Here is a 21,908-nt window from a genome sequence, read left to right as displayed (position 1 = left end):
AGCGGTCCACGCTAGGTGAGGACCAACGCCTGGTCGGCGTCGGGGAGCAGCTCCATGAGCCGCGCGACGTGCTCGCCGGTGACGGGCGGCGGATCGGCGTCGATCCACGGCACCCGCCACTCGATCACCCGGTCGACGCCGGGCAGGAGCCCCGCGGCGGCGCGGCCCAGCGGTCCCACCAGGAGCACCACCTCCTCGGCGCGGGCGCTGACCGCGCGAATGGCGGGACCGGCCAGCAGCACGTCGCCCGCGCTGTCCGGCCGTGCCACCAGGACGGTCCCCGTCACCGGCGCGCCCTGAGCTCGCCGCGCAGCCGGTGCAGGCAGGCGGCCGGTGGGATGACGACGCTCGTGACCGCCATCCTGGCCACCTCGCCGGGCGTTCTCGGACCGGGCGCGATGCGCTCCCACGCGAACCTCGCCGTGAGCGCCGCCCACCCGGCCGCGCAGGCCAGCGCGCCGCGCCTGCCGCCCGCGAGCGCCAGTGCCAGCGCGCCGATCCCCAGCGCGCCGATCCCCAGCGCGCCGATCCCCAGCGCGGTGGTGACCGCGTGGCGGGGCAGCAGCCCGCCCGCCCCGATCAGCGAGCGCCACCGCGGCCCGTGGACCCTGCGCATCAGCGCGTCGTCGGCGTTGCCCCGCTGGAAGCGCACGCTGGACCAGAAGCCGTCGTCGCGCACCGGATGCCGGGTCACCCGCTCGCCCCTGACCAGCCGGAAGCCCGCCTGCCGCACTCTCAGCGCGAGATCGGCGTCCTCCCTGTAGGCGCGCGGGAACCGCTCGTCGAACCCTCCGACCTGCTCCAGCACGGCCCGCCGGTAGGCCATGTCCGCGGTGATCCACTCGGCCCGCGCCAGGCCCGCGGTGTTGCGCTCGGCGTCGGTCGGGCGGCGCTCGCGCGGCAGCGGCACCTCGATCCTGCCCTGGCAGCCGCCGACGTCCGCGGGTAGGTCCGCCAGATCCCTGGTGAGCGCCTCCGGCCACCCTTCGCCCGGGACCACGTCGTCGAGGAACACCACCCACGGCGTCTTCGCCTGCCGCCATCCCCGGTTGCGCGTGGCCGCGGGCCCTCGCCGGTCGGTGTCCTCCACGACGATCACCGGCACCCCCTCGGGGATCGCCTCGGCCAGCGAGGCACGCCCGATGGTGGGGATGACGACCGTGATCACGCGGGCCTCCGCACCACGAACGGCCCCATCACCAGCACGTCCACGGGAGAGGAGCCGAAGCACTCCAGCGCGTCCCTCGGCGAGTCGACCATCGGCCGTCCCGCCGTGTTCAGGCTGGTGTTGACCACCACCGGCACCCCCGTCAGCCCCTCGAACCGCTCCAGCACCTCGGCCATCAGCGGATCGCGCTCCCGCGAGACCGTCTGAATGCGGGCCGTGCCGTCCACGTGCACCACGGCCGGGATCCGCTCCCGCCATTCGGGCCGCACGTCGTGGACGAACAGCATGTACGGCGACGGCACCGGCCCCCTGCCGAAGATCTCGCGCGCCCTCGACTCCAGCACCATGGGCGCGATCGGGCGGAACTGCTCGCGCCCCTTGACGTCGTTCAGCCGTTCGGTGTTGCGGGCGTAGCCGGGATGGGCCAGCAGGGAGCGGCGGCCCAGCGCGCGCGGGCCGTACTCGCTGCGGCCCTGGAACCACGCCACGATCCGGTCGTCGGCCAGCGCCCGCGCCACCTCGCCCGCCAGGTTCTCCGGCCGCGAGTACGGCACGCGCGCCACCTCCAGCCACGCGGCCAGGTCCCCCTCGGTCCAGCCGCGCCCGAGGTCGGCGCCCCGCATGGGCGCGGCCGGCTCGCCGTACTCCTGGGCCAGGTGCAGGGCGCCGCCCAGCGCGGTGCCCGAGTCGCCCGCGGCCGGCTGCACGCACCCAGACCTCCTCGAACTGGGATCTCCTCGAACGGCCCCTCGGCCAGCAGCCTGGTGTTGGCCACGCAGTTGAGCGCCACCCCGCCCGCCATCGCCAGGTGCCGCGCCCCCGTCCTGGCGTGCAGCCAGAACGCCAGCTCCAGCAGCACCTCCTCCAGCCGCGCCTGGACGCTGGCGGCCAGGTCGGCGTGGTCGGCCGTCCAGCTCTCGCCCTGGCCGAGCCGCTTGGCGAACCCGCCCCAGTCGACGCGCTCGACGCGGAAGCCGCCCTCGCCCGTGGTCGTGACGAGCTCGCGCAGCGCTTCGAGATGGCGCGGCGTGCCGTAGGAGGCCAGCGCCATCACCTTGTACTCGTCGCTGGAGCGCAGGAAGCCGAGGTGCTCGGTCACCTCCTCGTACATCAGGCCGAGGGAGTGCGGCAGCTCCTGCGCGGCCAGCGTGGTCAGCTCGCCGTCCCTGTAGTGCCCCGCCAGATGCGAGACGGCCTCCCCGCGGCCGTCGCACACCAGGACCGCGCACTCCTCGTACGGCGCGGCCAGCCCCGCCGAGGCGGCGTGCGCCACGTGGTGCGGCACGAACCGCACCTGGGCGGGGTCGAGCCCCGGCAGCGCCGTGGCCAGGAAGCTCGGCGCTCGCGTCGCGTACGTGGTGCGCGTGGCGGGCACCGACCTGCTGGCCGCCTTCACCGCGCCGCTCGACGTCTTCGGCATGCAGACGTCTGCGCTGCCGTACCCGGCCTTCGACCTTCCGCAGGCCGAGCTGCACGCCGCCCTCGCCCGGCGGCGCGCCTACCTGCACCCCTACCGCTGGACCTCGCTCGGGCTCTCGCTCATCGAGGCCATGATGATCGGCCTGCCCGTCGTCGCGCTGGCCGCCACCGAGGCGGTCGAGGCCGTGCCCCAGGACGCGGGCGTCCTGTCCACCCGGCTGCCCGTGCTGGTCGAGGCGCTGTCGGCGTTCGTCGGCGACCCCGCCCTGGCGAGCCAGTACGGCAAGGCCGCCCGCGCGGCCGCCCGGTCCAGGTACGGCATCGCGAGGTTCCTCGCGGACTGGGATGGTTTGCTGGGCTCGTCAGCGGGTAATCCGGTTCGACACGTCGCCCGCTGACATATCTGGAATGCCATGTTCATCCTCGACCGCTCGCGCCGGGCCGCCTGCCTGGACGAGGACCCGGAGATCTTCTTTCCCATCTCGCTCCACGGCGCGGGACACGCCCAGGTGGAGCGGGCCAAGGCCATCTGCCACGGCTGCCCGGTGCGGCGGCCGTGCCTCGACTACGCGATCGCCACCGGCCAGGTGGACGGCGTCTGGGGCGGCGCCGACCCTGACGAACGCCGGGCGCTGGTCCTCACTCCCGGACCAGCCACTTTCCGCCACGCCTGAGGGGCGCGCCTTCCTGGTCGGTGGCCGACCGCGCGAAGCGCTCCCGCTCGTCGTCGGCCAGGCGGTCGACGAACAGGACGCCGTCCAGGTGGTCGGCCTCGTGCTGCAGCACCCTGGCCAGCGTGCCGATCGCCCGCACCGTCACGGGCTTGCCGTACATGTCGCGACCGCGCGCCGTCACCCCGAAGGAACGCTCCAACGGCCACCACAGCCCCGGCGCGGACAGGCACGCCTCGTCGGCCGTGATCGTCCGCTCCGACAGCTCCAGCCGCGGGTTGACCAGGTGCCCCGACCTGCCGTCGTAGTCGAAGACGACCACCCTGGCGCGCGCCCCGATCTGCGGCGCGGCCAGCCCGGCCCGCCCGTGACCCTGGCGCATCGTGAGCGTCAGCGCCTTCACCAGCCCCCGCAGCTCCTTGTCGAAGTCGGTCACCGGCTGGGCGATCTCGCGCAGCACAGGATCGTCGAAAGCGCGGATGCGCTGTACGGCCACGGCAACTCCCCGAGAACGTTGTCGTCGTCGACCAGACGATTCCCCCGGCGGCGCGCGGCGAACCGTCCAAGATCGCCCACGCCGTTAACGCCGTGTTGCGGCCGTGAAACACATGCCTCGCTTGTTACGGCGGTGAGTCGCCGGTAACCGGCGCACCGTCACAGAACGTCAAGGTGCGTAACCCGCTCCTCCTACGGTCGAGATCCCCCGAACCGTAGGAGGAACGATGGCGCGTTGGATCACCGAGTGGCACCCGGACGATCCCGCCTTCTGGGAGCGCGACGGCAAGCGCGTGGCCAGGCGCAACCTGGTCGTCTCCATCCTGGCCGAGCACCTGGGCTTCACCGTCTGGACGCTGTGGAGCATCGTGGCGGCCAAGATGGGCAGCTACGACTTCACCACCGACCAGCTGTTCTGGCTGGTCGCGCTGCCCAACCTGATCGGCTCGGCGCTGCGCGTCCCCTACACCTTCGGCCCCGCCAGGTTCGGCGGACGGACGTTCACCGTGGCCAGCGCGCTGCTCCTGCTGATCCCCGCGATCCTGCTCGGCGTGGCGGTGAGCGACCCGGGCACGCCGTACTGGCTGTTCCTGGTGATCGCGGCGACGGCCGGGTTCGGCGGCGGCAACTTCGCCTCCAGCATGGCCAACATCACCTACTTCTACCCCCAGCACCAGCAGGGCTCGGCGCTCGGGCTCAACGCGGCGGGCGGCAACATCGGCGTCAGCTCCGTGCAACTGGTCATGCCGCTGGTGATCGGCGGGTTCGACCTGGCGGCCGCGGGCTGGTTCTGGGTGCCGTTCGTCCTCGTCGCCGCGGCATGCGCCTGGTTCTTCATGGACAACCTGTCCAACGCCAGGGCCAGGCCGCGCGAGCAGTGGGCCGTGGCGGGCCGGGCGCAGACCTGGGTGATGTCCTTCCTCTACATCGGCACGTTCGGCTCGTTCATCGGCTACGCCACCGCCTTCCCCCTGCTGGCCAAGAGCCTGTTCCCGGATTCGGCGTGGGCCGCGGTCGCCTTCGCGGGACCGCTGCTCGGCTCGCTGATCAGGCCGGTCGGCGGCTGGCTGGCCGACCGGCTGGGCGGCGCGCCCGTCACCCTCTGGAACTTCGCCGCCATGGGCGCGGGGATCGTCCTGGTCTGGCTGGCCAGCGCCGCGGGCAGCTTCTGGCTGTTCGTCCTGGCCTTCCAGACGCTGTTCGTCACCGCGGGCATCGGCAACGGCTCCACCTACCGGATGATCCCCGCCATCTTCCAGGCCAAGGCCGCCGAGGAGTTCGGTGCCGGCGAGCAGGCCCTCCTGTACGGCAAGCGCCAGGCGTCGGCGGCGGTCGGCATCATCTCCGCGATCGGCGCGTTCGGCGGATTCCTCATCAATCGCGGCTTCGGCATGTCCTTCGCCCAGACCGGCAGCCCCGCCGCGGCCTTCGTCGCCTTCGGCCTGTTCTACGCCGCCTGTTTCGCCCTCACCTGGTGGTGCTACCTGCGCACGGTCGGCGTGAGCAGGGTGCCCAGCCTGGCCCACGCGCGGGTTTGATCGCCCTCACTTCGGCGGTGAGCCGCTGTTAGCACGCTAGTAACAGAAGGGACCCAGGTGTGAAACGGCCCAAAAGCACCATCGATCGCGTGACCGCACCCATCCTGACCCACTGCCCGTACTGCGCGCTGCAGTGCGGCATGACGCTGACCCCGGGAGAGCGCGTCACCGTCGAGGCCACCGACGCCCTGTGCCAGAAGGGCTGGACCTCGGCCGAACTGCTCTCGAGCCCCGACCGGCTGACCACCCCCCTCCTGTACGGCAGGCCCGCCACCTGGGAGCAGGCGCTCGACCACGTGGCCACCCGCCTGGCCCAGGTGCGCGCCGAACACGGCCCCGACGGCGTGGCCGTGTTCGGCGGGGGAGGACTCACCAACGAGAAGGCCTACCAGCTCGGCAAGTTCGCCAGGGTCGCGCTCGGCACCAGCCAGATCGACTACAACGGCCGCTTCTGCATGTCGTCGGCGGCGGCCGCCTCGATCAGGGCGTTCGGCGCGGACCGGGGTATGCCGTTCCCTGTCACTGACCTGGCCGAGGCCGACGTGGTGCTGGTGGCGGGCGGCAACCCGGCCGAGACGATGCCGCCCCTGGTCAGGCACCTCAGCAGGCCCTCGCTGATCGTCATCGACCCCCGGCGGACGGCGACGGCCAGGCTGGCCGCGCTCCACCTGCAGCCCACGCCCGGCACCGACCTGGCGCTCGCGCTGGGCCTGCTGCACCTGGCGATCGCCGAGCAGGTGGTCGACACCGCCTACATCGAGCGGCGCACGACCGGGTTCGACGCGGTGCGCACGTCGGCTTCCTCGTGGTGGCCCGAGCGGGTCGAACGGCTGACGGGGGTGCCGGTGGCCGCCATGCGCCAAGCCGTACAGATGCTGAAAAATGCGGATAAAGCGGTGGTGTTGACGGGGCGCGGGGCCGAACAGCACGCCAAGGGCACCGACACCGTCACCGCCTTCATCAACCTGGCGCTCGCCTTCGGCCTGCCCGGCACCCCCGGATCCGGCTACGGCTGCGTGACAGGGCAGGGCAACGGGCAGGGCGGCAGGGAACACGGACAGAAGGCCGACCAGCTGCCCGGCTACCGCAAGATCGACGACCCGGCCGCCCGCGCGCACGTCGCCTCCGTGTGGGGCGTCGACCCCGGCTCGCTGCCCGGCCCCGGCCGCTCGGCCTACGAACTGCTCGACGCGCTCGGCACCGCCGACGGGCCCAGGGCGCTGCTGCTGTTCGGCTCCAACCCCGTCGTCTCCGCCCCCAGGTCCGCGCACGTCACCGACCGGCTGAAGAGCCTCGACCTGCTCGTCGTCGTCGACTTCGTGCCCAGCGAGACCGCTCGTATCGCCGACGTCGTGCTGCCCAGCACCCAGTGGGCCGAGGAGAACGGCACCATGACCAACCTGGAGGGCCGGGTCCAGCTGCGCCGCCAGGCCGTCGCCCCGCCCGAGGGCGTCAAGAGCGACCTGGAGATCATCCAGGAGCTCGCGCTGCGGATGGGCCACAGCTGGCCCGCCGAGCCGCGCGAGGTCTTCGACGAGCTGCGCCGCGCCTCCGAGGGCGGCACCGCCGACTATTCGGGCATCACCTACGAGCGCGACGGCGTGTTCTGGCCCTGCCCCACGCCAGACCATCCCGGCACGCCGCGCCTGTTCCTCGACCGCTTCCACACCCCCGACGGACGCGCCAGGTTCGTCCCCGTCGAGCACCGGGCCGCCGCCGAGGAGGCCGACGCCGACTACCCCGTCTACCTGACCACGGGCAGAGTCCTCGCCCACTACCAGTCGGGAGCCCAGACGCGCCGGATCGCGCCGCTCGTCGAGGCCTCGCCTGAGCCGTACGTCGAGCTCCACCCCGACCTGGCCGAACAGCTCACGATCGGCGCGGGCGACCTGGTGCGCGTCACCAGCAGGCGCGGCGCCGTCGAGGGCGTGGCCAGGATCAGCGACGCGATCAGGTCCGACACCGTGTTCATGCCCTTCCACTGGGAGGGCGCCAACCGCCTCACCAACCCCGCGCTCGACCCGACGTCGAGGATGCCCGAGTTCAAGGTGTGCGCAGTGAAGCTCGAGAAGCCGGAGAAGCCGGAGAAGCTGGAGAAGACGGCATGAGACTCGTCGTCATCGGCAACGGCATGGCAGGGTCCCGCCTGGTCGGCGAGGTGCGGGCGCGCGACAAGGACACCAGGGTCACCGTGTTCGGCGCCGAGACCTGGCAGCCCTACAACCGGGTGCTGCTGTCGAACGTCCTGGCCGGCAGTTCGGGGCCTGACCAGGTGCGCCTGCTGGACCCCTCCTGGTACGGCGAGCACGACGTCGAGGCCCACCTCGGCGCCCGCGTCGCCCGGATCGACAGGGACAGCAGGACCGTCGTCTGCGAGGACGGGCGGCGCACGCCGTACGACGTGCTCGTGCTGGCCACCGGCAGCCAGGCCATCGTGCCGCCGATCCCGGGCGTCGAACGGGCGGTGCCGTTCCGCACCCTCGACGACTGCCAGGCGATCCTGGCGGCCAGCCGTACCAGCGCCAGGGCGGTCGTGATCGGCGGGGGGCTGCTCGGCATCGAGGCCGCGCGCGGCCTGGCCGGCCGCGGCCTGCCGGTCACGCTGCTGCACCTGGCCGGCCACCTGATGGAGCGCCAGCTCGACGCCGAGGCGGGCCTCGTGCTCGGCGAGACCCTCGCGGGCCTCGGCGTGGAGATCCGCACCGGCGTCAGCGCCGCCGAGATCCTGCCCGAGGGGGTACGGCTGGCCGACGGCAGCCTCGCCGAGGGCGACCTGGTCGTGCTGGCCTGCGGCGTCAGGCCGGAGACCGAGCTGGCCGAGCAGGCGGGCCTGCGGGTGCGGCGCGGCGTCGTCGTCGACGACGAACTGCGCACCAACGACCCGGCCGTCTTCGCCATCGGGGAGTGCGCCGAGCACGACGGCGTCGTCTACGGCCTGGTCGCGCCCGCCTGGGAGCAGGCCTCCGTGGTGGCCGATGTGATCACCGGCGCCGCCAAGGACGCCCGCTACCGCGGCTCGCGCCTGGTCACCAGGCTCAAGGCCAAGAGCGTGGAGCTGGCCGCGATGGGCGAGACGCACCTGACCGAGGAGCACGCCGAGGTGGTGCGCTTCAGCCACCGGGCCAAGGGCACCTACCGCAAGCTCGTCATCCGCGACGGGCGCCTGGTCGGGGCGATCCTGCTGGGCGACAGCGCCGCCGTCGGCACCCTCACCCAGCTCTACGACAGGGGAGGGCCGCTGCCCGGCGACCGGGCGGGCCTGCTGTTCCCCGGTCTGTCAGGAGCGGCCGTGGCCGACAGCCCGGTCAGGATGCCCGACTCGGCCAAGGTCTGCCAGTGCAACAACGTGACAAAAGGCCAGATCAGAGCGTGCTGGGAGTCCGGCGCGCGGGACGTGACAGCGGTGGCGGCCGCCACGAGAGCCACGACCGGCTGCGGCACCTGCCGCGACGCCGTCGAGGGCATCGTCGGCTGGCTGTGCGAGCAAGAAGGGGTTTCCGCGTGAACAGGGTTGTCGTCATCGGCTACGGTCCCGCCGCGCACAGACTCGTCGACACCCTGCTGACCAGGGGATTCGACGGGTCGATCACGGTCTTCGGCGAGGAGCCGCTGCCCGCCTACGACCGGGTGGCGCTCACCTCCTACCTGACGGGCACCGGCTTCGCCGACCTCAAGTTCCCCGACCTGCCCGGCGTCGTGACCCGTCTGTCGGCGCGCGTCACCGGGATCGACAGGACCGCCAAGGTCGTCACCACCGCCGACGGGCACGCCGAGCCGTACGACACGCTGGTGCTGGCCACCGGCTCGGCGCCGTTCGTGCCGCCGGTGCCCGGCGCCTCCCACGCCTTCGTCTACCGCACGATCGACGACCTGGAGCTGATCAGGGCGGCGGCGGCGGACGCCACCCGTGGCGTGGTCGTCGGCGGCGGACTGCTCGGCCTCGAGGCCGCCGACGCGCTGCGCGGGCTCGGCCTCGACACCCACATCGTCGAGCTGGCGCCCTGGCTGATGCCCCGCCAGGTCGACGAGGGCGGCGGCGCCGTCCTCAAGGGACACATCTCCAGGCTCGGCCTGACGGTTCACGCGGGCCTGTCCCTGGCCGCCATCGAGCCCGGCAGGGTCGTTCTCAGCGACGGCGCCGCCATCGACGCCTCCGTGGTCGTCTTCTCCGCCGGCATCAAACCCCGCGACGAACTGGCCCGCGACTGCGGACTCGAGGTGGGCGAGCGCGGCGGCATCGTGGTCGACGAGGGCATGCGGACCGCCGACCCCTCCATCTACGCGGTCGGGGAGTGCGCGCTGGCCGGCGGCATGGCCTACGGGCTCGTCGGGCCCTGCAACACCCAGGCCGAGGTCGCCGCCGACCGCATCCTCGGCGGCGCCGCCCGCTTCGACGGCGCGGACCTGTCGACCAAGCTGAAGCTCCTCGGCGTCGAGGTCGCCCAGTTCGGCGCGATGGAGGGGGCGCTCGACGTCACCTACATGGACCCCGTCGGCGGCGTCTACAAGAAGCTGTTCGTCTCCGACGACGCCCAGACGCTGCTGGGCGGCATCTGCGTGGGCGACGCCGGGCCGTACACGACGCTGAAGCCGTTCGTCGGCAAGCCGCTGCCGGCGCCGCCGTCCGACCTGCTGTTCACCGGCTCGGCCGTCAGCCTCGACCTGCCCGACGACGCGCAGGTCTGCTCCTGCAACAACGTCACGGCCGGACACCTGCGCACCGCCATCTGCGACGGCGTGACCGACGTGCCGGGGCTCAAGGCGTGCACCAGGGCGGGAACCACCTGCGGGTCGTGCGTGCCGCTGATGAAGCAGCTGCTAGAGAAGTCGGGTGTCGAGCTGTCCAAGGCGCTGTGCGAGCACTTCGACCACAGCAGGGCCGAGCTGTTCGACATCGTCCGCGTGCGGGAGATCACCACCTTCTCCGAACTGATCGGCCTGTACGGCAGGGGCCGCGGCTGCGACATCTGCAAGCCCGCCGTCGCCTCCATCCTCGCCTCCCTGCACAACGGGCACGTCCTCGACGGCGAGCGGGCCGCGCTGCAGGACACCAACGACCACTTCCTGGCCAACATCCAGAAGAACGGCACCTACTCGGTGGTGCCGCGCATCCCCGGCGGCGAGATCACCCCGGACAAGCTCATCGTCGTCGGCGAGGTCGCCCGTGACTTCGGCCTCTACACCAAGATCACCGGAGGTCAGCGGATCGACCTGTTCGGCGCCCGCGTCGAACAGCTCCCGCAGATCTGGAAGCGCCTGGTCGAGGCCGGCTTCGAGTCCGGCCACGCGTACGGCAAGGCGCTGCGCACGGTCAAGTCCTGCGTCGGCTCCACCTGGTGCCGATACGGCGTGCAGGACTCCGTCGGCCTGGCGATCGCCCTCGAACTGCGCTACCGGGGCCTGCGCTCCCCGCACAAGCTGAAGTCGGCGGTCTCCGGCTGCGCCAGGGAGTGCGCCGAGGCCAGGTCCAAGGACTTCGGGATCATCGCCACCGAGAAGGGCTGGAACCTCTACGTCGGAGGCAACGGCGGCTTCAAACCCCGCCACGCCGACCTGCTGGTCTCCGACGTGTCGACCGAGGAGCTGCTCACGCTCATCGACCGGTTCCTGATGTTCTACGTCCGCACCGCCGACCGGCTCCAGCGCACCTCCGCGTGGGTGGAGTCGCTGGAGGGCGGGCTCGACTACCTGCGGGCGGTGATCGTGGACGACTCCCTCGGGATCTGCGACTCGCTCGACGCGCAGATGGAACGGCACGTGGCGACCTACGTCGACGAGTGGCGGGCCACGATCGAGGACCCGGACAAGCTCAGCAGGTTCGTCAGCTTCGTCAACGCGCCCGGGACGCCCGACCCGTCGATCGTCTTCGAGACCGAGCGCGACCAGATCAAGCCCGTCCTCGTCCCACTGGACCGCCTGACCTCCTCCCTGTCCCCGTGACCGCCTCCGCCCGGCCTCCTCGCCTTGACCGCCTCCGCCCGCTGGCCTCCTCGCCTTGACCGCCTCCGCCCGCTGGCCTCCTCGCCTTGACCGCCTCCTCGACCGGCCTCCTCGCCTGACCTTCTCCTTCGAGGGCGGGAACCGGACCGCCCGCCGACCACCACGCGAAACCGACCGGAAAGGAGCATCACCAGATGACCGTCGCCGAACTGCCCACACGCGTCTGGGTCCCCGTCTGCGCCTACACCGCCCTGCTGCCGGAGCGGGGAGCGTGCGCCCTCGTCGACGGCCACCAGGTGGCGCTGTTCCGCACCTTCGACGGCCACGTCCACGCCATCGGCAACCTGGACCCCTTCACCGGCGCCCACGTCCTGTCCCGCGGCATCGTGGGGTCACGCGGCGAAGAGCCCACCGTCGCCTCACCCCTGCACAAGCAGGTCTTCTCCCTGGTCACCGGGCAGTGCCTGGACGACCCCTCGGTCACCGTGCCGATCTATCCGACCCGGGTGAACGGCGGCAGAGTGGAGGTGGGGCGTTGAGCGCCCCGACCGTGGAAGAGCCGACCTCGCCGGAGACCGCGCCCGACGCGCTGGCCGGCTTCACCATCGGCGTCACCGCGACCAGGCGGCGGGAGGAGTTCCGTGCCCTGCTCGAACGGCGCGGCGCCCGCGTCGTCAGCGCGCCCGCGATCAGGCTCGTCCCGCTCGCCGAGGACACCGACCTGCTCGCCGCCACCCGCCGCAGCCTGGAGGCCCCGATCGACGACGTCGTGGTCACCACCGGCGTCGGCTTCCGCGGCTGGATGGCCGCGGCCGAGGGCTGGGGCCTGTCGGCGGACCTGTCGCGGCACCTCACCCACGCCCGGCTGCTCGCCCGCGGACCCAAGGCCAGGGGAGCGGTGCGCGCCGCCGGGTTCAGCGACCACTGGACGCCCGCCACCGAGTCCTGCGAGGAGGTCAAGCAGCACCTGCTCGCCCAGGACCTGCGCGGCCGCCGCATCGCCGTCCAACTGCACGGGGAGCCGCTGACCGGCTTCGTCGCCGACCTGCGGGCGGCCGGCGCCGAGGTCATCGAGGTGCCCGTCTACCGCTGGCTGCCCTACCGCGACATCTCGCCGCTGCGCCGCCTGGTCAGCCAGGCCGTCTCGGGCGGCGTCGACGCCGTCGCCTTCACCAGCGCGCCCGCCGTCCTGGCCATGCTGAACTCCGCCCGCGCCGACGGGCTCGAGGACGCCCTGCTGGCCGCGTTCGGCGGCCGGGTCGTCGCCGCGTGCGTCGGCCCGGTCACCGCCCAGCCGCTGGTGTCCAAGGGGGTGCCGGTGATCCAGCCGGAACGCTCCAGGCTCGGCGCGCTGGCCAGAACCCTCGCCAGGCACCTGCCCGAGCACGCCGTCACCAGGCTGCTCGCAGGCGGACACGACCTGGAGATCCGCGGCCACGCCGTCGCCGTCGACGGCGAGCTCAAGCCGCTGCCGCCCGCGCCCATGGCCGTGCTCAAGCGGCTGGCCGACAAGCCGGGGCACGTGGTGCCCCGCTCGGAACTGCGCACGGTACTGCCCGGCGGCGCGGCCCGCGACTCGGCCGAGCACGCGGTCGAGATGGCCGTCACCCGGCTGCGCAGGGCCCTCGGCCCGGCCGGCATCGTCGAGACCGTGGTCAAACGCGGCTACCGCCTCGCCACCCCCCACGAGGCCGCCCAGTGACCTTCGCGCGGTCGATGCCCTTCGCCGCGCCGTACCGCAGACACCGGGGCACGCTCGTGATCGCCGCCCACGGCACGCGCAGCGCGGCGGGGGAGCGGACGCTGGCCAGGCTCGCCGCGGCCGTGCGCCGCCTGCGGCCGGGCCACCGGGTCGAGCTCGCCTTCCTGGAGATCAGCAGGCCGCTGCTCGCGGACGTCCTGCCAGGCCTGCCGGGGCCCGTCACCGTGGTCCCGCTGCTGCTGGCCGGCGGCTACCACGTCCACCTCGACCTGCCGAACGTCGTCGCCGCGACCAGGCCGGACACCACCGTCACCGCGCCGCTCGGCCCGCACCCGCTGCTGACCTCCGCGCTGGTCCGCAGGCTCAACGAGGCGGGGCTGCGCGCCACCGACACCGTCGTCCTGGCCGCCGCAGGGTCCTCCGACCCCGCGGCCCTGTCCGATGTCAGATCCGCCGCCCGCCTGCTCGCGGTACGGCTCGCGCGCCCCGTCACCGCCGCCTTCGCGGCGGGCGCGAGCCCCACCGTCCACGAGATGCTGGACCGCATGCGGCACGGCCCAGCCCCTCGCGTCGCTCTCGCCTCCTACCTGCTCGCCCCCGGCTTCTTCCACGAGAAGCTGGTCAAGGCCGGCGCCGACGTGGTCACCGCACCGATCGGCGCCGACCTCGACCTGGCCGCCCTGGTGTGGGCGCGCCACGATCAGGCGGCGGGCTCCAGCCGCAGCCCCTTGACGATCTCCTCGGCGCCGGCGTCCCGCGAGGGGCCCGCGTCCGCGCCGACGAACATCTCGTAGTAGGCGTGCTGGAAGCACCCTGCCAGCAGCAGCCTGGCGCTGCCCACCGGATCGACCGACGGCGCCACCCTGCCGAGCCGCTGCTCGGCCGCCAGGTAGTCGGCCAGCGGCACGATCTCGGCCATCGGGCCCAGACCGTTGTCGCGTACGGCCTCGCGGAAGCGGACCGTCACCGAAGGCGAGGTGAAGGCGGGCAGCGCCGCCGACTGGACCTCCAGGTAGTAGTCGATGCCCGCTCTCGCGATGGGGAGCAGGTTGTCGCTCACCTGTCCCTTCCCCACGAGGTGGGACAGGTCGTGCAAGATCCGCAGCCAGAGCGGGAGCCGGTCCTGGAGCAGCGCGAGGAAGAGGTCGACAGGGCCACCGCCCCGCTCCTCCCGTAGCGAGAGCGCCATCTCCAGCACGCGGCGCCTGGTGTCCTGACTTCTCTGGTGCGAATCGACATGGGGAGTAGCCATGGTTGCCCTAACGTGCGCAGTCACATGGGTAGGTTCAACGTGGCCGTGCCGGAATTCGGGGAAGTTACCCAGCCGTGTTTCTCCTGCTTGTTCAATCGTTGCGAGTTGGCGTTCCGACCTGGTGCATTCTGGGGCGAAACGCGCGGGGCATTGATTATTGCCTGAAATCTGTGAGAAAGCAGGTGATTGAAAGCTGAAACTTCCCTGGCAGTGCGATCGCCTGTCCGTCATGGGGAGGGTTCCGCAGGTGCATGGACCTGCGGTGCTGCCAGATATTTCATGATCTGTCCCTTACTGGCCCCCGCAAAATCCCCCTTTCCGGACGGCCCATCGCCTGATCAGCCGAGTAATCGAATCCCATTCGGGAGATCGGTCCCCGGAAATCACGGCTGTCGGCTGGATCACGCCTCCCGGTGTAGCCCCCCGTCGACTTGACGAGAAGCTTCACACCGCCGGACACCCGGGCGGACGACTCAAATCACCATCCGTCGGAGACGACCGTCCCCGGTGACGCAGCAGACGACCCTGGGCTCCGGACGAATTCCAGCAGACCGTCCTCATGCTCTCGTGACGCCGGAGCATCGAGGAAAACCGAGCGACCTGAGGGGAGCCACCCGTGCCCCATGACGCACCCAAGGAGCATCCGTGCTCAGGATGCGCCCCGAGGAGCATCCGCGCCCTGGGCCCAACCCGCTCTGGGCCCAACCCGCCCCAGGCCGCGCCGAGGGGTTGAGGATGTGCGCCCGGCGGGCTACCCGGCCTCGGCGTTGGGCATGAGAAGACTCCGCGTCGCCAAGGCGTGCCGCCTGCAGAGCGTCCAGGCCCGGCCCAGCCCGTCCCGGGCTCACCCCGCCCCGGGCCCGCCCTGCCTCGGGCCCCCCTGCTCCGGGCCGCGCGGAGGGTTGAGGGTGTGCGCCCGGCGGGCTACCCGGCCTCGGCGTTGGGTGTGAGAAGACCCCGCGGCCCCAAGGCGTGCGTCTGCAGAGCGTCCGGGCCCGGGCCAACCCGCCCGGGGCTCACCCCGCTCCGGGCCGCACGGAGGGTTGAGGATGTGCGCCCGGCGGGCTACCCGGCCTCCGCGTTGGGCGCGAGAAGACTCCGCGGCCCCAAAGCGTGCGCCTGCAGAGCATCCCGACTGGCCCTGGGGATCGTCTGTGGTCCTCAGGGTTGATGCGGAAGGTCCGCGTCACATGGGCCGGGCACGTGGAGTGTCCGGGCGGGCCCTGGGGATCGTCTGTGGTTCTCAGGGCTGATACGGCAGGCCAGGTCACCCGGGCCGGGCCAGCGGAGGGCCATGTTCCCGGCGGGCTGGGCTACTGGTCGCCGGGGTCGCGGTCTCGGCGGCGCAGGTAGCGCTCGAACTCCGCGGCGATCGCGTCGCCCGACGCCTCGGGCAGCTCGGCCGCGTCCTTGCGCTCCTCCAGCTCCTTGACGTACTCGGCCACCTCGCTGTCCTGCGAGGCCAGCTCGTCCACGCCGGTCTCCCACGCGCGGGCCTCCTCCACGAGGTCGCCCAGCGGCACGGGGATCTCCAGCACGTCCTCCACCCTGCGCAGCAGCGCGAGCGTCGCCTTCGGGTTGGGCGGCTGGGCAACGTAGTGCGGCACCGACGCCCACAGCGAGACGGCCCGCAGCCCCGCCGCGCCGAACGCGTGCTGCAGCACCCCCACGATGCCCGTCGGCCCCTCGTAGCGGCTCAGCTCCAGGTTGACCGAGCGGGCCAGGCCCTCGTCGGTCGCCGACCCCACGATCGGGACGGGTCGCGTGTGCGGGGAGTCATTGAGCAGCGCGCCCAGCATGACCGTCATCTCGATGCCCAGCTCGTGGCAGACGCCCACGATCTCGTCGCAGAAGCCGCGCCAGCGCATGTTCGGCTCGATGCCGCGCAGCAGCACCACGTCGCGCTCCACGCCCGGCGGCCGGGCCAGTGACAGCCTGGTCGTCGGCCAGACGATCGAGCGGGTCAGCCCGTCACCCATCTCCACGATGGGGCGCGTGACCTGGAAGTCGTAATAATCTTCCGGGTCCAGCGCGATCAGCGGCTCGGCCTTCCACTCGCTCTCCAGGTGCGCGATGACGCCGCTGGAGGCCTCACCCGCGTCGTTCCACCCTTCGAACGCGGCGATGAGCACCGGATCGACGAGCTCGGGGAGCCCTTCGAGCTCGATCACGCGCCGCCTCCTCTCGCTGTTCTCAACGCCTAAGCCTATGCGGTGGGGGGCGCTTTACGTCACTGATCTCCACGGGCGTAATTCTCGGCGTCCGGGACTTGCGTGGAACGCCGCCACACGTGGGGTTCGCGACGTCGGGAAGATCGGCCGAAGTCCTGCTGGAGCACGCGTGAAGGACGGGCGGTCACCGGTGACCGGGGTGGCCTTGACCCGGCTTGCCGTACGGAATGATCACCGGCACGGGCCGACCAGAGCGGATCACAGGCGCGGCAGACATGAAGCCTGGAGCGGACAGAGACCAGGGATCGCGCGGGTCAGCGGCCCGAGGTGGTGTGGACGATCAGGACGTCGCACGAGGCCCGGTGGCTGACGTTGGACGGGACCGAGCCGAGCAGCCGCCCCGCCAGGCTGTTGAGGCCGCGGTTGCCGACCACGAGCAGGTCCGCGCGGTGCCTGTCGGCCAGCTTCACCAGCACGTCCACCGCGTCGCCCTCCTCGGCGGCCAGCACGACGTCGCTCGCGCCCGCCGCCACCGCGTGCTCGCGGGCCGCCCGCAGCGCGTCGTCGGCGGGGGTCGATCCGCTGACCTTGTACGCCAGGTCGCCCAGCGCGTCGGCGGCGGGCGCCCGGGAGCTCTCGCGCATGGGCAGGTAGGCGCAGGCCAGCACCAGCGTGGCACGCGTGGCGGCGGCCAGCGAGGCGGCGGCGGACACGGCGCGGAAGGAGGAGGCGGAGCCGTCGGTGCCGACGAGCACGGTGCGGTAGGCCATGAGGGAACCCCTATTAGACGCAGCGTCAATTGTCGACAGGGTAGCGCCCGTTAAGCTTGACCGCATGAACGCCTCCCCGTCTTTCCGCGAAGTCCTCTCCCAGCGCGTGATGGTCGCCGACGGGGCGATGGGGACGATGCTGCAGTCATACGACCCGACCCTCGACGACTTCGAGGGTTACGAGGGCTGCAACGAGGTGCTCAACGTCACCAGGCCCGACATCGTCAGCGGTGTTCACGACGCCTACTTCGCCGTCGGCGTCGACTGCGTCGAGACCAACACCTTCGGCGCGAACCTGGCGGCGCTGGGCGAGTACGACATCCCCGAGAAGGTCTTCGAATACTCAGAGGCCGGCGCCCGCCTGGCCCGCGAGCGGGCCGACCACTGGTCCACGCCCGAGCAGCCGCGGTTCGTGCTCGGCTCGATGGGCCCTGGCACCAAGCTGCCCACCCTCGGCCACCTGCCGTTCGCCACCCTGCGCGACGCCTACCGCGACAACGCGGCCGGCCTGATCGCCGGTGGCGCCGACGCGCTGATCATCGAGACCTGCCAGGACCTGCTCCAGGTCAAGGCCGCCATCGTCGGCGCCAAGAGGGCGATCGAGTCCGCGGGCCGCGACGTGCCGATCATCGCCCAGGTCACCATCGAGACCAACGGCGCCATGCTGCTCGGCTCCGAGATCGGCGCCGCGCTGACGGCCATCGAGCCTCTCGGCGTCGACGTGGTCGGCCTCAACTGCGCCACCGGCCCCACCGAGATGAGCGAGCACCTGCGCTACCTCGCCCGCCACTCGCGGCTGCGCCTTTCCTGCATGCCGAACGCGGGCCTGCCCGTCCTCACCTCCGACGGCGCCTACTACCCGCTGAGCCCCGGCGAGCTGGCCGACGCCCACGAGAGCTTCGCCCGCGACTACGGCCTGTCCCTGGTCGGCGGCTGCTGCGGCACCACGCCCGAGCACCTGCGCCAGGTCGTCGAGCGCGTGCGCGGCCAGCGGCCCGCCACCCGCAGGCCGCACCCCGAGCCCGGCGCCTCCTCGCTCTACCAGACCGTCCCGTTCCGGCAGGACACCTCCTACCTGGCCATCGGCGAGCGCTGCAACACCAACGGCTCCAAGGCCTTCCGCGAGGCCATGCTCGAAGGCCGCTGGGACGACTGCGTCGAGACGGCCCGCGACCAGGCCCGCGACGGCGCCCACATGCTCGACCTGTGCGTCGACTACGTCGGCCGCGACGGCGTCGCCGACATGAAGGAGCTGGCCTTCCGCTTCGCCACCGCCTCCACCCTGCCGATCATGCTCGACTCCACCGAGTCCGAGGTGCTCAAGGCAGGTCTGGAGATGCTCGGCGGCCGCGCGGTCGTCAACTCCGTCAACTACGAGGACGGGCGCGGGCCCGACTCGCGCTTCCACAAGACCATGTCCGCGGTGCGCGAGCACGGCGCGGCCGTCGTCGTCATGTGCATCGACGAGAACGGCCAGGCCCGCACCGCCGCGGAGAAGGTCCGCATCGCATCCGAGACGATCGACGACCTGGTCGCCAACTGGGGCATGAAGGTCTCCGACATCATCGTCGACTGCCTGACCTTCACCATCGCGACCGGCATGGAGGAGTCCCGCAAGGACGGCCTGGAGACCATCGAGGGCATCAGGCAGCTCAAGCAGCGCTACCCCGAGGTGCAGACGACGCTGGGCCTGTCCAACATCTCCTTCGGCATCAACCCTGCCGCGCGCATGGTGCTCAACTCCGTCTTCCTCAACGAGTGCGTCAACGCCGGCCTCGACTCGGCCATCGTGCACGCCTCCAAGATCCTGCCGATGTCGCGCATCCCCGACGAGCAGCGCCAGATCGCCCTCGACATGGTCTACGACCGGCGCCGTGAGGGCTACGACCCGCTGCAGAGGTTCATCGCGATGTTCGAGGGCGTCGACGCCGCCGCGCTGCGCGCGGGCAAGGCCGAGGAGCTGGCCGCGCTGCCGCTGTGGGAGCGGCTCAAGCGGCGCATCATCGACGGCGAGCGCAAGGGCCTCGAGGCCGACCTCGACGACGCCCTGTCGCAGCGTCCCGCGCTGGAGATCATCAACGACGTGCTGCTCGACGGCATGAAGACGGTCGGCGAGCTGTTCGGCTCCGGCCAGATGCAGCTGCCGTTCGTGCTGCAGTCGGCCGAGGTCATGAAGAACGCCGTCGCCTACCTCGAACCCCACATGGACAGGATCGAGGGCGAGACCAAGGGCCGCATCGTGCTGGCCACCGTCAAGGGCGACGTCCACGACATCGGCAAGAACCTCGTCGACATCATCCTGTCCAACAACGGCTACGAGGTCGTCAACCTCGGCATCAAGCAGCCGGTCAGCAGCATCCTGGAGACCGCCGAGCAGAAGAACGCCGACGTCATCGGCATGTCCGGACTTCTGGTGAAATCGACGGTCGTCATGAAGGAGAACCTCGAGGAGATGAACTCCCGGGGCATCTCCGAGCGCTACCCCGTGCTGCTCGGCGGCGCCGCCCTCACCCGCGCCTACGTGGAGCAGGACCTGGCCGAGCTGTTCAACGGCGAGGTCCGCTACGCCCGCGACGCCTTCGAGGGCCTGCGGCTGATGGACGCCTTCATGGCCCACAAGCGGGACGGCTCCCCGCTGCCCGCGCTGCGCGAGCGCCGCGTCAAGTCGGGCGCGACCCTCACCCGCACCGCCGTGGAAGACCTGCCCGCCCGCTCCGACGTGGTCGCCGACAACCCCGTCCCCGTCGCGCCCTTCCACGGAGACCGCATCGTCAAGGGCATCTCGCTCAACGACTACGCCTCCTTCCTGGACGAGCGGGCGCTGTTCCTCGGCCAGTGGGGCCTCAAGCCCACCAGGGGCGGCGACGGCCCCGGCTACGAAGAGCTCGTCGAGACCGAGGGCAGGCCCAGGCTGCGGATGTGGCTCGACCGCATCCAGACCGAGGGGCTGCTCGAGGCGGCCGTCGTCTACGGCTACTTCCCGTGCGTCAGCGACGGCGACGCGCTGATCATCCTCGACGACGCAGGCAACGAGCGCACCCGCTTCACCTTCCCGCGCCAGCGCCGCGACCGGCACCTGTGCCTGTCCGACTTCTTCCGCTCGAAGGACTCCGGCGAGGTCGACGTCGTCGCCTTCCAGATCGCCACCATGGGCGGCAAGATCTCCGAGGCCACGGCCGAGCTGTTCGCCAAGGACGCCTACCGCGACTACCTGGAGCTCCACGGCCTGTCCGTGCAGCTCACCGAGGCCCTGGCCGAGTACTGGCACGCCAGGGTCCGCTCGGAGTGGCGCATCGGCGGCGAGGAGTCCCTCGACGACATGCTCAAGGTCAACATCCAGGGCTGCCGCTACTCCTTCGGCTACCCGGCCTGCCCCAACCTGGAGGACCAGGTTCAGCTGTTCAAGCTGCTCGACCCGGAAAGGATCGGCGTGACGCTGTCGGAGGAGTTCCAGCTCCACCCCGAGCAGGCCACCTCCGCCCTCGTCGCCCACCACCCGGAGGCGAAGTACTTCAACGTCTGAGCCGGTGCGCTTCCGGCTAGCGGCGTGTCGGTCCCGGCCCTCGACGTGGCCCGGCGGTCGGGCGCTGTCCGGGCCGCCGGCGTGGTGCGGTGGGCGGGCGTGGCCCGGGCCGCCGACGTGATGTGGCGGGCGCGGTCCCGGCTGCCGGCGTGGTGCGGTGAGCGGACGCGGTCCCGTCTGTACGGCAGGCGGGCCCCAGCGCCACCCAATGTGCGTGGCCGGGGCCCGTCCAGGGATACGCTCACCGAGCTCACGTGGCCGGCCGCCGTCACGGCGCCCCCAACGACCCCACGAGCGGACCCGCGTAACGGCAAGTCCCGACGACGCCCTACCGTAGAAGTCCGTACGAGTGCTTCGGGGGGAACGTGGACGCCGCATTCTTCGACATGGACGGTTTGCTGGTCGACACCGAGAAGGTGTGGCTGAAAGTCGAAATCGAGGTGATGTCCCGCCTCGGCGGGATCTGGACCCCCGAACACCAGTCCCACCTCGTCGGCGGCTCCATGGAGCGCACCGTCGACTACATGCTCGCCGTCTCGGGCTCGTCCGTCGCGCCCGAGACCCTGCGCGAGTGGATGATCGACGGGATGATCGCCCAGCTGGCACTGGGCTTCCAGACCATGCCGGGCGCGCTCGAACTCCTGGAGACCCTGCGCGCCGAGGGAGTGCCCGTCGGGCTGGTCACCTCGTCGCTGAAGGAGATCGCCGAGGCGGTGCTGGTGTCGGTGGGCAGCGAGCGGTTCGACGTGATCGTGACCGCCGACGACGTGACCCACACCAAGCCCGACCCCGAGCCGTACCTGACGGCGGCCCGCCTGCTGGGCGTCGAGCCGGTCCGCTGCGTCGTCCTGGAGGACTCGCCCAACGGGGTTGCGGCGGGGACGGCCGCCGGATGCGCGGTGGTGGCTGTCCCCAGCCTGCTCCCGATCGCGCCCGCTCCCGGCCGTCTGGTGGTGTCGTCCCTCACCGAGGTCACGACCGACCACCTCCGCGCCCTCCTCCCGCCCATCCGGCGCTAGTCCGGCTCTCAACCCCCCACCCCCCTCCACCCCCAGCCCCCACTGTCCGGCCACCCAGGCCCTTTCTCTCCGCCCCGCTTCCTCAAGCACCCCCGCCCCGCGCTCCACCGCCCTGCTTCCCGAATCCGCGCCGTCGACCCGCACCCCGACCCGCGGCCTCGGCCCGCACCCCGACCTGCGGACCTTCCGACCTGCGGCACCCTCCGGCCTCCGGCGTCCTCGGCCCGCGGCGTCGCCCGG

General features: G+C 71.9%; 17 protein-coding genes and 1 pseudogene. 11 read left to right on the top strand and 7 right to left on the bottom strand.

The window, feature by feature from the left end:
• Positions 1 to 11 precede the first annotated feature (11 nt).
• From ACFXJ8_RS15075 to ACFXJ8_RS15065, 3 genes and pseudogenes are all read right to left on the bottom strand, one after another.
• A complete protein-coding gene (locus tag ACFXJ8_RS15075) occupies positions 12 to 287 on the bottom strand; it encodes a hypothetical protein (protein ID WP_379644457.1) in 276 nt (91 codons plus the stop codon).
• Positions 284 to 1,168: a glycosyltransferase family 2 protein gene (locus ACFXJ8_RS15070; RefSeq protein WP_379644456.1), complete on the bottom strand. Its 885-nt coding sequence runs from the start codon at positions 1,166 to 1,168 to the stop codon at positions 284 to 286. The genes ACFXJ8_RS15075 and ACFXJ8_RS15070 overlap by 4 nt, the downstream gene beginning before the upstream one ends.
• Positions 1,165 to 2,531: pseudogene (locus tag ACFXJ8_RS15065) on the bottom strand (carbamoyltransferase); the annotation flags it as partial. The gene ACFXJ8_RS15070 and the pseudogene ACFXJ8_RS15065, both read right to left, overlap by 4 nt.
• Before the next feature lies 1 nt (position 2,532).
• Between ACFXJ8_RS15065 and ACFXJ8_RS15060 the strand changes: the two are divergent.
• Positions 2,533 to 2,985 (top strand): glycosyltransferase, encoded by a 453-nt coding sequence (locus ACFXJ8_RS15060; protein ID WP_379644455.1) that lies wholly within the window; start codon positions 2,533 to 2,535, stop codon positions 2,983 to 2,985.
• Positions 2,986 to 3,000: 15 nt separating this feature from the next.
• Positions 3,001 to 3,261, top strand: coding sequence for a WhiB family transcriptional regulator (locus tag ACFXJ8_RS15055; RefSeq protein ID WP_379644454.1), 261 nt, complete (start codon positions 3,001 to 3,003; stop codon positions 3,259 to 3,261).
• Here the strand turns inward: ACFXJ8_RS15055 and ACFXJ8_RS15050 are convergent.
• Positions 3,227 to 3,754, bottom strand: coding sequence for a peptide deformylase (locus ACFXJ8_RS15050; protein WP_379644453.1), 528 nt, complete (start codon positions 3,752 to 3,754; stop codon positions 3,227 to 3,229). The genes ACFXJ8_RS15055 and ACFXJ8_RS15050 overlap by 35 nt on opposite strands.
• A gap of 226 nt (positions 3,755 to 3,980) precedes the next feature.
• Here ACFXJ8_RS15050 and ACFXJ8_RS15045 point away from each other — a divergent pair, with 226 nt between their 5' ends.
• From ACFXJ8_RS15045 to ACFXJ8_RS15015, 7 genes are all read left to right on the top strand, one after another.
• A complete protein-coding gene (locus ACFXJ8_RS15045; protein ID WP_379644452.1) occupies positions 3,981 to 5,291 on the top strand; it encodes an MFS transporter in 1,311 nt (436 codons plus the stop codon).
• 140 nt (positions 5,292 to 5,431) lie between these two features.
• Complete coding sequence (locus tag ACFXJ8_RS15040) at positions 5,432 to 7,399, top strand: molybdopterin oxidoreductase family protein (RefSeq protein WP_379644475.1); 1,968 nt, start codon at positions 5,432 to 5,434, stop codon at positions 7,397 to 7,399.
• Positions 7,396 to 8,796, top strand: a complete 1,401-nt coding sequence (locus ACFXJ8_RS15035; RefSeq protein WP_379644451.1) for an FAD-dependent oxidoreductase — start codon at positions 7,396 to 7,398, stop codon at positions 8,794 to 8,796. The genes ACFXJ8_RS15040 and ACFXJ8_RS15035 overlap by 4 nt, the downstream gene beginning before the upstream one ends.
• A complete protein-coding gene (gene nirB, locus ACFXJ8_RS15030) occupies positions 8,793 to 11,231 on the top strand; it encodes a nitrite reductase large subunit NirB (protein ID WP_379644450.1) in 2,439 nt (812 codons plus the stop codon). Before ACFXJ8_RS15035 ends, nirB begins: the two co-directional genes overlap by 4 nt.
• 194 nt (positions 11,232 to 11,425) lie before the next feature.
• Positions 11,426 to 11,770 carry a nitrite reductase small subunit NirD gene (gene nirD / locus ACFXJ8_RS15025; RefSeq protein ID WP_379644449.1) on the top strand — a complete coding sequence of 115 codons (345 nt, stop codon included), beginning with the start codon at positions 11,426 to 11,428 and terminating at the stop codon, positions 11,768 to 11,770.
• Positions 11,767 to 12,933, top strand: a complete 1,167-nt coding sequence (locus ACFXJ8_RS15020; protein WP_379644448.1) for a uroporphyrinogen-III synthase — start codon at positions 11,767 to 11,769, stop codon at positions 12,931 to 12,933. Before nirD ends, ACFXJ8_RS15020 begins: the two co-directional genes overlap by 4 nt.
• Positions 12,930 to 13,727: a sirohydrochlorin chelatase gene (locus tag ACFXJ8_RS15015; RefSeq protein ID WP_379644447.1), complete on the top strand. Its 798-nt coding sequence runs from the start codon at positions 12,930 to 12,932 to the stop codon at positions 13,725 to 13,727. The genes ACFXJ8_RS15020 and ACFXJ8_RS15015 overlap by 4 nt, the downstream gene beginning before the upstream one ends.
• Here ACFXJ8_RS15015 and ACFXJ8_RS15010 read toward each other — a convergent pair.
• The 3 genes from ACFXJ8_RS15010 to ACFXJ8_RS15000 form a co-directional block, all read right to left on the bottom strand.
• Positions 13,634 to 14,185, bottom strand: a complete 552-nt coding sequence (locus ACFXJ8_RS15010; RefSeq protein WP_379644446.1) for a hypothetical protein — start codon at positions 14,183 to 14,185, stop codon at positions 13,634 to 13,636. The two genes, ACFXJ8_RS15015 and ACFXJ8_RS15010, sit on opposite strands and share 94 nt — an antisense overlap.
• A gap of 1,313 nt (positions 14,186 to 15,498) precedes the next feature.
• Complete coding sequence (locus ACFXJ8_RS15005; protein WP_379644445.1) at positions 15,499 to 16,356, bottom strand: PAC2 family protein; 858 nt, start codon at positions 16,354 to 16,356, stop codon at positions 15,499 to 15,501.
• A gap of 314 nt (positions 16,357 to 16,670) precedes the next feature.
• Complete coding sequence (locus tag ACFXJ8_RS15000; protein WP_379644444.1) at positions 16,671 to 17,126, bottom strand: universal stress protein; 456 nt, start codon at positions 17,124 to 17,126, stop codon at positions 16,671 to 16,673.
• 64 nt (positions 17,127 to 17,190) lie between these two features.
• On the opposite strand from ACFXJ8_RS15000, the gene metH reads away from it, so the two are divergent.
• Both metH and ACFXJ8_RS14990 read left to right on the top strand, forming a co-directional pair.
• Positions 17,191 to 20,649: a methionine synthase gene (gene metH / locus ACFXJ8_RS14995; RefSeq protein ID WP_379644443.1), complete on the top strand. Its 3,459-nt coding sequence runs from the start codon at positions 17,191 to 17,193 to the stop codon at positions 20,647 to 20,649.
• Positions 20,650 to 21,014: 365 nt separating this feature from the next.
• Positions 21,015 to 21,668 carry an HAD family hydrolase gene (locus ACFXJ8_RS14990; protein ID WP_379644442.1) on the top strand — a complete coding sequence of 218 codons (654 nt, stop codon included), beginning with the start codon at positions 21,015 to 21,017 and terminating at the stop codon, positions 21,666 to 21,668.
• Positions 21,669 to 21,908 lie beyond the last annotated feature (240 nt).

This window comes from Nonomuraea sp. NPDC059194 (assembly GCF_042754765.1).
Classification (GTDB): domain Bacteria; phylum Actinomycetota; class Actinomycetes; order Streptosporangiales; family Streptosporangiaceae; genus Nonomuraea.
This window is presented reverse-complemented; position numbering and strand designations above follow the sequence as displayed.

What these genes read in the sequence shown, in the direction of transcription:
- ACFXJ8_RS15055 (WP_379644454.1), top strand. Translation starts at nt 3,001, where the DNA reads ATGTTCATCCTCGACCGCTCGCGCCGGGCCGCCTGCCTGGACGAGGAC.
- ACFXJ8_RS15045 (WP_379644452.1), top strand. Translation starts at nt 3,981, where the DNA reads ATGGCGCGTTGGATCACCGAGTGGCACCCGGACGATCCCGCCTTCTGG.
- ACFXJ8_RS15040 (WP_379644475.1), top strand. Translation starts at nt 5,432, where the DNA reads ATGACGCTGACCCCGGGAGAGCGCGTCACCGTCGAGGCCACCGACGCC.
- ACFXJ8_RS15035 (WP_379644451.1), top strand. Translation starts at nt 7,396, where the DNA reads ATGAGACTCGTCGTCATCGGCAACGGCATGGCAGGGTCCCGCCTGGTC.
- nirD (WP_379644449.1), top strand. Translation starts at nt 11,426, where the DNA reads ATGACCGTCGCCGAACTGCCCACACGCGTCTGGGTCCCCGTCTGCGCC.
- ACFXJ8_RS15010 (WP_379644446.1), bottom strand. Translation starts at nt 14,185, where the DNA reads ATGGCTACTCCCCATGTCGATTCGCACCAGAGAAGTCAGGACACCAGG.
- ACFXJ8_RS15000 (WP_379644444.1), bottom strand. Translation starts at nt 17,126, where the DNA reads ATGGCCTACCGCACCGTGCTCGTCGGCACCGACGGCTCCGCCTCCTCC.
- metH (WP_379644443.1), top strand. Translation starts at nt 17,191, where the DNA reads ATGAACGCCTCCCCGTCTTTCCGCGAAGTCCTCTCCCAGCGCGTGATG.